The sequence below is a fragment of the Dyadobacter sp. genome (assembly GCF_051859145.1).
Taxonomy (GTDB): domain Bacteria; phylum Bacteroidota; class Bacteroidia; order Cytophagales; family Spirosomataceae; genus Dyadobacter.
Genome location: NZ_JBHYGF010000093.1, coordinates 1 through 11,170 on the forward strand (window position 1 = coordinate 1; position 11,170 = coordinate 11,170).

Here is an 11,170-nt window from a genome sequence, read left to right on the forward strand (position 1 = left end):
GGGACGATCGCCTATCCGGTTTATGGTTTCGGAGAGATGGAAGATAGTCAGGTTACTGCTATGTTCAGCGACCGCGAGCACAACCTCTGGCTTGCATTGAACAACGGAATTGCGCGCTTCGATCTGCCTTCCCCCATGTCCGTTTTTGACGGTAGCTCAGGATTAAAAGGGTCGGTAACTGCGGTGACGCGCTTTGATAATAAGCTGATCGTAGGAACATTGAACGGACTTTACGCCATTGAAAATAACCGGGTAACGCATTTTACTGGATTTCCAGGAAGCTGCCTCGGGTTCAGTGAGGCGGGCGGGTATTTGTACATTGCCTCCAATAAGGGTTTGTTTCAGCTAAGTAAAAAGGGTGGACTGGCGACCCTGTCGAATGATTTTTTGCTGACCGTAACTGCTTCCCAGGACGGCACCAGGCTTTTGGTAGGCTTGCAGGATGGATTGGCTGTTTATAAAAAATCGGGCAGTGGCTGGCAAAAAGAAAGGATCAAATCGGTTACTGAACAAATTACCGGCATTACTGAATTTCCTGCGGGTACATTCTGGCTTGAAACGCTTTCGAATGGGATTTATAAATTAAATGACGAGGCGGGAACCGCACGGAAATTCTCTGCCACGCAAGGAATCAGCAGCCCGCTTTATAATAAACTGGCCGTTTTTGGAAACAGGCTGATCGTTACCAACAAGGATGGGCTTTTTGAATACCAGTCCAATGCAGACCGCTTTGTACGTGCCAGCTGGCTTTCTGAAAAGGCTTGGTTTGATCGGGTACAAGGCGATGGTGCCGGAAATATCTGGACCACGCGTGGAGACAAGAAGTCTGTAACGTTTTTCAGGAAAAAGGGACAAAGCAATGCATTTGAGCTCATTGAAAAACCTCTGCTCCCCATTGCAGCTATCCCGTTCCAGGTCATTTATCCAGATAACAATGGAGTAGCCTGGCTGGGTGGTGACCAGGGTTTGTACCGCCTCGATATGCGCCTGAGTGAACAGCATCCGCTCAATTATCCCGTTCTGATCAGAAATGTGAGCACACCTGACGGCGACCTGCCTGTTGACCGGAATGCTGCGGAAAGGCTAAATCTTGACCACAAACAGAACAGCCTCATTTTTGAATTTGCATTGCCCAGCTTCCATAGTAATCAGGAAGTATCGTACCAGTACCTGCTCGAAAACTATGATAAAGGCTGGTCGGAATGGAGTACCATTGCGCGGAAGGAGTATAGCGGGCTGCCTTCGGGAAGCTACGTTTTCAAGGTGCGGGCGCGGGATATCTATGGCAATATCTCCAAAGAGGCTGCATTTCCTTTGTTTATACAAACACCCTGGTTCAGGCAATGGTACATGATCGCGCTGTACGCCATCGTGTTTGCGGTCATGATTTACTATGTCGTGCGCTGGCGCCTGCGGGCGATCATTCGCGAGAAGCAGGAACTGGAAAACCTGATCCGCGAACGCACAGAGGAAGTGGTGAGCCAGAAAGAAGAACTTGAACACCAGTCCGAGGAACTGTCTGCGACGAATGATCAGCTGGAAAGGATTGATGAATTTGTGAAGTCGATCAATGGAGAGGTAAACACCGGCAAGTTATTCCAGCTGGTACTCGACCGGCTTTGCGAGTTTCAAAACGTGGACGGCGCTTCTGCATTGATATACAATAAAGCGACTGACTGCTACCAGTTTATCGCATTGGCCGGCGTAATTGAGCGTGCCGATGTGGAAGGTGTACAACTCTCAGCAGCCGAGGCGGAACAACGCTACGTCATGGGCGCAGATGAGGTTTACGAGGATATATTTTTGAAAAACAATTTTCGGCACCAGAATACGAACAGGTCCGTGAGTGAAGCTTTCTCGCCCAAATCACTGATTTGTATCCTGATCCGGGTGGATGGGGATGTGAAAAGTTACATTACCCTGGAAAATATGGACCGCGAAAATGCATTTGGCGAGCGCGACTTTAATATGGTCAAAAACCTGAAAGAGCATTTGATCGGGGCTTATATTAAAACAAACATTCTGGAAGATCTTGAAAACACACTGTCGAACCTGAAATCCACCCAGGAAGAGTTGATCCGGCAGGAGCGTCTGGCTTCTGTGGGTAGTCTGACAAAAGGTATCGTCGACCGCATTCTTAATCCATTAAATTATATCAACAACTTCTCGCAGTCGTCAGGCAAGTTGTTGAAAGAGATTACGGAAGTAACTGATAAACATCAGGATACCTTGTCGGAAGATGAAAAGGACGACCTGGAAAGCGGCTTTGAAATGCTGCAAAAGAACCTGGAAAAGATTTACGAGCACGGAAACAGCACCACGCGCATTGTAAAGGATATGCAGAAGCTGCTCAAAGGAAAATCGACGGAATTTTTTGAAACAGACCTTAATCCTTTCCTGGAATCAAAGTCAAAATCGGCGATCCAGGAAGTGCTGGCGGAATATAAGGACGCGAAGATCAAGCTGGTTTTTGCATTGGACGCAGAGCCCGTGCGCGTGAGTCTGTTGCCTTACGAATTTGCACAAGTGCTCACCAACCTGATCAGCAATGCGTGTTATGCGGTGATTGAAAAGACCAAGTTCGATAAGGTATTTGAACCCGAGATCCGCATTTCGACGAAGCGAACGGAAGGGGCGATTTCAATTTTTGTGAGGGATAATGGAAAAGGTATCCCTTTGAAAGAAACAGAACAGCTATTTAATCCATTCTTCACCACCAAACCTACTTCAAAAGGCACCGGGCTCGGACTTTACATGAGCAAGGATATCATCGTATTTCACAAGGGCAGAATGTCGGTAACTTCAAAGGAAGGGGATTTTACTGAAATTGAAATCGCTCTTCCCATTGTCAGATAACCCACAGACAGTTACCCGTACTACTAATAGACACGCATATGGAGCCCGCAATTACTGATAAGGACATCGCGATTTATCAGCAGAAAATAATCGAACTCAACCGGCTGGCCGAGATTGGACAGCTGAGTGCAGGTATTTTACATGAGATCAAGAATCCCGTCAGCTTCGTAAACAATTTCTCACGACTGTCCAACGGGCTGATCGACGAAATGCGTGAGCTGGTAGGTAAGCCGCTGAGTGAGCTGAGTGAGGACGATGTGGCGGACGAGCGGGAGCTGTTGGAGACATTATCTAAAAACCTCGTGAAGATCAATGAAAACGGGAAACGCATTGAGCGGATCATCCAGGGTATGCTCGCACAGGCACGTTCCGAAGCCGCCGTTTTTGAGAAGACCGACCTGAACCAGCTGCTTGAAGAGTACAGCAAGCTGGCTTACCAGAGTGTGCGTGCCGAAGACAGGGAGTTTAATGTCACGCTCAATTATGCGCTTGATCCTGCGGTAGGTAATGTGAGCATAGCGCGTGGGGAGTTTGGGCGCGTGATCGTGAACCTGGTCAATAATGCCTGCTATGCGATTAATGAAAAACGGAAACAGCAGGTAGCGGGGTTTGATCCTGTGATTTCCATTTCAACGCGGCGGGTTGACAATGAAATCGAAATACTGCTGTGCGACAATGGGATAGGTATTCCGGAGGAAATTGTAGCCAAGCTCTTTCAGCCTTTTTTCACTACAAAGCCGCAGGGGAAAGGGACGGGACTTGGATTATCGCTTACTTACACCAGCATTGTGGATACGCATAAAGGAACGATCAGTGTGACTTCGGTTCCGGGAGAAAAAACAGAATTCAAAATACTCATTCCTGCCTAAACGGGATTTTTACCAAAACAAACATTAGAAAATGGCCATCAGGATATTAAGTGTGGACGACGAGCAAGACATGGAAATGCTCATTCTTCAACTGTTCAGAAAGCAGATCAGGGATAAGAAATATGAATTTGTTTTTGCAAATAATGGGATTGAGGCACTTCAAAAACTGGAAGAGACAGAGGATATTACACTGATCCTGTCGGATATCAACATGCCGGGAATGGACGGGCTGACATTTCTTTCCAAAATCAACGAAAAGCAAAACCCGCTTTTGAAAGCGATTATGGTGTCGGCTTACGGGGATATGGACAACATCCGCACAGCGATGAACCGGGGTGCATTTGATTTTGTAACCAAACCTGTGAATTTCGAGGATCTTGAAATTACGATCTCTAAGACTGTCGAGCACATTGAAATGCTAGCCAATTTCGAAAAAGGCCGCGAGCAGCTGATCGCAATCCAGAATGACCTGAGCGTGGCGCGCGAGATACAGCTATCGATGCTGCCCAAAACGGTACCTGCCAACATCGGCAAAGCGGGGGTCGATCTACATGCATTCATTCATCCGGCCAAGGCAGTAGGAGGGGATTTGTATGATTATTTCATGATGGATTCCGAGCACCTCTTCTTTATGATCGGTGACGTTTCGGATAAGGGAGTGCCGGCCGCGTTGTTCATGGCGATCTGTAAAGCGATTTTTAAAAGCCAGTTTTCAAACAGGAATGATGATAGTATTTGCGAAAAAGTAAAGATCGTAAACCAGTTTTTGAGCGAGGATAATTCCACTTATATGTTTGTTACTGCATTTGTATGCATTATGAATGTAAAAACGGGTGTTGTGGAATATGTGGATGCCGGCCACGAGCCGCCTATTATCATTCGTGCGGACGGTACTACCGAGCTCGTTCCCAAACTGGGCGGAATGGCGCTCTGCTTCGATCCGTCGTTTGAATACGAATCGCATACGTTCACACTGAACAAGGGAGATAAGTTTGTACTTTACACAGATGGAGTAACCGACGCGAACAACCTCGCAGGCGCGCGTTACGGTTTGCATTACTTGCAGGATTTCTTTACAACGGGCGAAGGTTCAACGAAAACTTCGGCGCGGGAAATGAATGAGGCTACATTGGAAAGTCTGGTTGAATTTATCGGCGCGGCCAATCAGTTTGATGATATCACCATGCTGTCGCTCAGGTACCTGGCTAACTGATTAAACCGATCAATACAAATCACCTGCCGGCTGGTGACGCATGAGCGCCAGCCGATATACATCGCGGTAGTATCGCATCAACTCTGTCCAGCAAACGGTATCCACCACTGTTTTAGGCAGGGTTACCCTCGGCACATAATGTTCCCGCTCAAAAGTGTCGGCAAAATCCAGTAACATATTGGCCAGTGTTTCCACTGCTTCATCATCGGAATGATAGCGGCGGTACAGCATCTTGATCCCATCTTCGCTCTCAGGCGGAATAACGGTTTGAATGTACCTGCCAAAACCGGACAAGTCGCTTGTTATTACCGGCGTACCTTTCAGAGCAGCTTCCATCGGAGTATATCCCCAGGGTTCGTACAGCGAAGGGAAAATTCCCAAATGGCAGCCTCTTACAAATTCCGGGTAGTCCATTGAAAACACCGAGGTAGCCCGCTCAATGTAATCAGGATGGTAAAATACTTTTACTTTGTTTTCCTCGCGGTTATCAAGCTGGTGGGCTGACAGGAAGCTGGAAATCTCGTCAGGCCCGTCAAGCAAATGCGTGACTGCAGGTGGTAAGCCTTCCCTTCTGAATTCTGCCTTCGCCTCACGCCAGGTGACGTGCAGATCTTCATCAATCAGCGTATTTAAATTGGGTAGAGCGGCATTGTGCTTGTTGATTACATTGGAATACAGGTCAGGCCCGAGCTGCTGACTGATTTTTTTGCAAATCTTCTGTAAGTCCTGAAACCGCTGACGTGATTCGAGTATGTCAGGTCTGATGTTTGAAAATGGCTGTTTTGATATAACAAAAAATACAATGGAGATATCGGTATCCCGGTTTGCCAGCATTTCATTCAGTCTCGCAATTGCGCGCAATGTGATGTCAAATCCTTTGTTATAAAATTCGTATATGCCCGACGTGAAGAAGTAGAGGGTATTATCAGTTTTGAAAGGATAACTCGGCGTAATCAGCGCTTTGACGGTGGCGTCAATTTTCTGTCTGTTTTGAAGATGCAGCTCAAATACCTCGTGTCCGCCCTCCGGTTTCCTATGAATGCCGTTTCGGATAATGTACTCAGGCTTTCTCGACAGAAACAACTCGCATTCCCAGGCGGTAACTTCGCTGTTTGTAACCAGCACGTGAGCGGCCTGCGCGGCGCAACGTTCCAATGCAACGCGCGGCAGGATCCCGTACTCGCTGGACTTTTGCTGCCAGTCATAATAGGGCATATGATGAAAATACGGCTCTTCATTGGAAGCAAGGTACCTGCCCAGCAAGGTGGCGTGCGCATTGAAAACGGTGGCTATTCTGACTTTTCCGTATTCGAGGTCGGCCAGGCAGGAGGCTGACATCCACTCGTGAAAATGTGCGATCACGTCCTGGTCTGCGTCGAGCTTGTCTACCAGCTTTTTCAACAGGATACCGGCCACTTCGCCAAAGCCAAGTACCAGGTCGCGCAGTTCGTCTGTTTCAAGAGAAGATATTTCAAACCGCTGCCAAAAACGTCCTTTGGCCCCATTTAAAACATTCCTGCTCACTACCGGATTAATCAGCAGCACTTTGGGGCGGGCTTCGTCGAGCAGCCAGTAACCGTAATGGACCTCAAACCCCAGTGAGCGCACCAATGCCACTGCTTCGGCAAGAGCAAGCTGATCAATTTCCTGCAAAGGCCGGAAGTGACTTTCGGCTTTTTCGGCAAAATACGGTCCGATCAGCATATAACGATCGTCGTAAGTGTCGACCATCGTCGGGATTTTCGACTTGATATAGGTAAAAACACCGCCTGCCTGATTGCAGACTTCCCATGAAATTTCAAAAAGAAATGTTTCCGGTCTCAAAGTTGAAGGAGAGTTTTCGTTGAGAAATCGCCTGCCTTCGCAGGATAATTCAAATAAAAATAATTACTCTGCAAAGTCAATGCCAGACTGAATGTGCTAACCGGAAAAATCAGGGGGCCAAACAGAAAAAAGTGCCTCTGAGACGATTAACGGCAGGTATTGCACTGTATTTGTTCAAATTCGTGATATATTCGGAATCCTAACCCCTGCCTGTTATACAATGACTTCGAGCCCAGCCACCGCACGTGTGGATTCCATTGACATTTTCAGAGCACTGACGATGTTCCTGATGATTTTTGTGAACGATTTCTGGACCCTGAAAGGGGTACCGCAATGGATGGAGCACAGCAAGGGCAGCGAAGATGCGATGGGGCTTTCCGATGTCGTTTTTCCTTGTTTTCTGTTTATTGTAGGTCTTTCTATTCCCTTCGCCATTTCCAACCGCAAGAAAAAAGGGGATAGCAATGGAATTATCCTCTTCCACATTGCCGAGCGAACCTTCGCGTTGTTGTTAATGGGCATTTACCTGGTCAACCTGGAAAGTGCTTTGAGCAGTGCAATGCCGGTTAGCAAACACGTGTGGAGTATTGCAATGGTAATCGCATTCTTCCTGATCTGGAATGTGTATGGTAAAAATGATGTGCGTACTACCAGCTACAAAATACTTGGCTACATTATTCTTGCCGCTTTGGCAGTGATATACAAAGGCGGCGACCCGGCAAATCCGGAGTGGATGGGAACGCACTGGTACGGGATACTGGGGCTGATCGGCTGGTCATACCTGATCTGCGCGGTGCTTTACTTTTTGATGAAAGACAATTTGCCGCTGATTGTAGCGGGCTGGTTGTTTCTTGTCTTGTTCAATCTGGCCGAATTCGCCGGAGTGCTCGATTCTCTTGATCCTGTGCGAAAGTACGTCTGGATCGTTGGCAGCGGCTCTATGCCTGCTTTTGTCATGGCGGGCGTCACTGCCTCTGTTATTTACCGCGGGCCGGGTTCGCGCGGCGGGCTTGGCCAAACCTATATATGGATCCTGATTGCACTTGGAATTGCGGCACTGGTTTACGGATTTGGTACGCGTCCATTCTGGGGAATATCGAAGATCCGTGCGACTCCCGCCTGGGTCGGGATTTGCAGCGGGATCAGCTTTCTTGCTTTTGCATGCATGTTCTGGCTGGTAGATCTGAAAAAAGCCAGGACTTGGGCCAACATTCTGAAACCGGCAGGAACAGCTACTTTGACTTGCTATTTGATACCTTATATCTGGTATGCGGTACTCGCTTTACTGAGTTTTAGTCTGCCTTTGTTCCTGCGTACAGGAATTGTCGGATTGATCAAATCCCTATGTTTTTCGCTGCTCGTCATCATCATTACCGGACTGATCAACGGAATCGGGATCAGACTGAAAATATAAAGTGGGTGGTAAAACGGAAGTACCTCGTCTTTATAGATGTAGCGCTAATCAAAATTTCAGATCAATGAATTCAAGAAGAAGATTTGTACAAAAAGGAATAGCCGGCCTTGTTGCCGGAAGCTTGCTTTCAGTTACCCGCGAGAGCAATGCGGCCAGTGTTTTGGATAAAAAGGAAGATACATTCAAGCTGGGTATAGCCGGTTTCAGCTTTGTAAACTTCAAGCTTGACGAGGCGCTTTCTATGATGAAGCGGACGGACGTACACTATTTGTGTATCAAGGATTTTCATCTTCCTTATAACAGCACAGCCGAGCAGATCACCGCATTTCACGAGAAGCTGAAAGAGTCAGGCGTAACCGGGTATGCGGTTGGACCGATTTACACAAAAACTCCGAAGGACATAGACAATGCATTTGATTATGCCAAAAGGGTGGGCGTGAAGCTAATTATCGGTATCCCAAATCATGAAGACCTGAAATATGTAGATCAGAAAGTGAAGGAATATGATATCAAATACGCAATTCACAACCACGGTCCGGAAGACAAGCTGTACCCGAATGCAGCTTCGATCAACAACCTGATCAAAGATCTGGATCCACGCGTCGGGATCTGCTTTGATATGGGGCACAACCGCCGGGACAACCAGGATTCCATTGCCGATCTCAACAAATATTCCAAACGCATTTTCGACCTGCACCTTAAAAACGTAACAGCTGCTACCAAAGATGGAAAAGCAGTGGAGCTGGGCCGGGGTGTGATCGATATTCCTGCATTCGTCAAGATGCTGCGGAAGGTCAAATACTCTGGTGTGTGTGCGCTTGAATATGAGAAAGATATGAAAGATCCGCTGGCCGGAATAGCGGAGTCAGTCGGGTACTTCAAAGGGGTTTGTGACGCAGTATAATGTGTTAAAATGGTTTAAAGTGTCACAAAATCCTATTTTTGTACCTCAGAATTGATTTGAATCTTACCTAATAATCCGACAAGCGATGCTCCGTAACGTACCCTTTGATAAACTGCCTGCGTACAAAAAGCTGAAAACGCACCATAAAACCATTTCGCAAAAACACCTCAAATCGCTCTTTGAAGAGGAGCCCGAGCGCGCGAAGAAATTTTCGGTACGCTTTGGCGATATCCTGGTTGACTATTCCAAAAACCGCATTTCTACCCGCACACGCTCATATTTGGTCCAGCTTGCCGAGGAAGCTGGCGTGGCTGAGGCGATTGAGCAGATGTTTACCGGCGAAAAGATCAATGCAACTGAGGGACGGGCTGTATTGCATACTGCACTTAGAAACCGCTCCAACGAGCCGGTGATGGTTGACGGAAAGGATGTAATGCCAGATGTCAATGAGGTACTTGACAAGATGAAGGAATTTTCAGGCAAAATCCGCTCGGGTTCCTGGAAAGGGTATTCAGGCAAGGAGATTACCGATCTGGTTAACATCGGCATCGGCGGCAGTGACCTGGGCCCTGTCATGGTGACAGAAGCCCTGAAAGCTTATAGCAAGCCGGGATTGAATGTGCATTTCGTCTCCAATGTAGATGGAACGCACATTGCTGAAACGGTGAAGTCGCTTAATCCAGAAACGACATTGTTTATGATCGCTTCCAAAACTTTCACGACGCAGGAAACAATGGCGAATGCGCATAGTGCGCGCAATTGGTTTTTGGATAAGGCGAAGGACGAGAATTTTGTTAAAAAGCATTTTGTAGCAATTTCAACAAACCGGACTGAGGTTGAAAAATTCGGCATTGATCCGGAAAATATGTTTGGATTTTGGGACTGGGTAGGAGGAAGGTACTCGCTCTGGTCTGCGATTGGCCTTTCGATTGCCTGCTATGTGGGTTTTCAAAATTTCGAGCAGCTGCTTTCTGGCGCGCACGAGATGGACAAGCATTTCAGGACTACAAAATTCGAGCGGAATATCCCGGTGCTGCTTGCGCTGATCGGCATTTGGTACAACGACTTTTTTGATGCGCAAACGCAGGCAATCCTTCCTTACGATCAGTATATGCATCGTTTTGCTGCATACTTCCAGCAGGGAGATATGGAGAGTAATGGGAAGAGCACGGGACGAGACGGAAATGCAGTAGCTTACCAGACCGGACCGGTGATCTGGGGAGAGCCGGGTACGAACGGGCAGCACGCATTTTACCAGCTGATTCACCAGGGTACCAAGCTGATTCCCTGCGATTTCATTGCGCCGGCGATCAGCCACAATCCGCTTGGTGATCACCATAAAATGTTGTTGTCCAACTTCTTTGCTCAGACAGAAGCATTGATGAATGGAAAAACGGACGAGGAGGTACGTGCCGAGTTGAAAGCTTCCGGCAAATCTGCTGAGGAAATTGATGCAATCGCGCCGTTTAAGGTATTCTCTGGTAACCGGCCTACTAATTCAATTTTGGTAAAAAAGATAACTCCGAAAGTACTAGGCAGCCTGATCGCCATGTACGAGCATAAGATCTTTGTTCAGGGTATCATCTGGAATATTTACAGTTTCGATCAGTGGGGCGTAGAGCTTGGGAAACAGCTTGCCAACAAGATTTACCCTGAGCTGCAAAATGACTGGCCCGTGAACAACCACGACAGCTCGACCAACAGCCTTATCAATCAATACAAGCGCTGGCGGTAGCGATTGATCACGAAAGTCACAAAAAGATATCCCATTAGTACACCAGCAGCATCTGCCACGGCATCCCACCAGTCAAACGTGCGGTCAAATGGCAGAAGCTGCTGGTAAAATTCCAGCCCCAGTCCGTACGCCATTCCGAGTATTACAAAAAAGCGGGCTTTTTCCGGATAAACCAGCAGCCACAAGGTTATCCATACAATAAACAATCCCGCGTGTACAATCTTGTCAAATCCCACAGTAGGAGCCGACGGCAGATCTTTGCCAGGCCACGTGCAGGCAACAAGAATCAATAATGTCCAGAACCAGGCGATCCAGGGACGTTTGAATAGAGAGTCGAAGAGTTTCATTAGTGTGA

At 47.5% G+C, this 11,170-nt stretch carries 8 protein-coding genes; 6 read left to right on the top strand and 2 right to left on the bottom strand.

Annotated features, from left to right (window positions below; genetic code table 11):
- From ACTIE6_RS07005 to ACTIE6_RS07015, 3 genes are all read left to right on the top strand, one after another.
- On the top strand, positions 1-2,856 hold a 2,856-nt coding region (locus tag ACTIE6_RS07005; protein WP_439555955.1), incomplete at its 5' end, for a sensor histidine kinase.
- 38 nt (positions 2,857-2,894) lie between these two features.
- On the top strand, positions 2,895-3,725 hold the full coding sequence (locus ACTIE6_RS07010) for a sensor histidine kinase (RefSeq protein WP_439555956.1): 831 nt from the start codon (positions 2,895-2,897) through the stop codon (positions 3,723-3,725).
- 31 nt (positions 3,726-3,756) lie between these two features.
- Complete coding sequence (locus tag ACTIE6_RS07015; RefSeq protein WP_439555957.1) at positions 3,757-4,938, top strand: PP2C family protein-serine/threonine phosphatase; 1,182 nt, start codon at positions 3,757-3,759, stop codon at positions 4,936-4,938.
- Positions 4,939-4,947: 9 nt separating this feature from the next.
- Here the strand turns inward: ACTIE6_RS07015 and ACTIE6_RS07020 are convergent, their stop codons facing one another.
- Positions 4,948-6,762, bottom strand: a complete 1,815-nt coding sequence (locus tag ACTIE6_RS07020) for a glycosyltransferase (protein ID WP_439555958.1) — start codon at positions 6,760-6,762, stop codon at positions 4,948-4,950.
- A 220-nt stretch (positions 6,763-6,982) separates the two neighbouring features.
- Here ACTIE6_RS07020 and ACTIE6_RS07025 point away from each other — a divergent pair, with 220 nt between their 5' ends.
- From ACTIE6_RS07025 to pgi, 3 genes are all read left to right on the top strand, one after another.
- Positions 6,983-8,176 (top strand): DUF5009 domain-containing protein, encoded by a 1,194-nt coding sequence (locus tag ACTIE6_RS07025; RefSeq protein WP_439555959.1) that lies wholly within the window; start codon positions 6,983-6,985, stop codon positions 8,174-8,176.
- A 64-nt stretch (positions 8,177-8,240) separates the two neighbouring features.
- Complete coding sequence (locus ACTIE6_RS07030; protein ID WP_439555960.1) at positions 8,241-9,080, top strand: sugar phosphate isomerase/epimerase family protein; 840 nt, start codon at positions 8,241-8,243, stop codon at positions 9,078-9,080.
- A gap of 85 nt (positions 9,081-9,165) precedes the next feature.
- Complete coding sequence (pgi, locus tag ACTIE6_RS07035; RefSeq protein ID WP_439555961.1) at positions 9,166-10,815, top strand: glucose-6-phosphate isomerase; 1,650 nt, start codon at positions 9,166-9,168, stop codon at positions 10,813-10,815.
- On the opposite strand, the gene ACTIE6_RS07040 is transcribed toward pgi, so the two are convergent.
- On the bottom strand, positions 10,794-11,170 hold a 377-nt coding region (locus ACTIE6_RS07040), incomplete at its 5' end, for a VanZ family protein (protein WP_439555962.1). The genes pgi and ACTIE6_RS07040 overlap by 22 nt on opposite strands.

What these genes read in the sequence shown, in the direction of transcription:
- ACTIE6_RS07010 (WP_439555956.1), top strand. Translation starts at nt 2,895, where the DNA reads ATGGAGCCCGCAATTACTGATAAGGACATCGCGATTTATCAGCAGAAA.
- ACTIE6_RS07015 (WP_439555957.1), top strand. Translation starts at nt 3,757, where the DNA reads ATGGCCATCAGGATATTAAGTGTGGACGACGAGCAAGACATGGAAATG.
- ACTIE6_RS07025 (WP_439555959.1), top strand. Translation starts at nt 6,983, where the DNA reads ATGACTTCGAGCCCAGCCACCGCACGTGTGGATTCCATTGACATTTTC.
- ACTIE6_RS07030 (WP_439555960.1), top strand. Translation starts at nt 8,241, where the DNA reads ATGAATTCAAGAAGAAGATTTGTACAAAAAGGAATAGCCGGCCTTGTT.
- pgi (WP_439555961.1), top strand. Translation starts at nt 9,166, where the DNA reads ATGCTCCGTAACGTACCCTTTGATAAACTGCCTGCGTACAAAAAGCTG.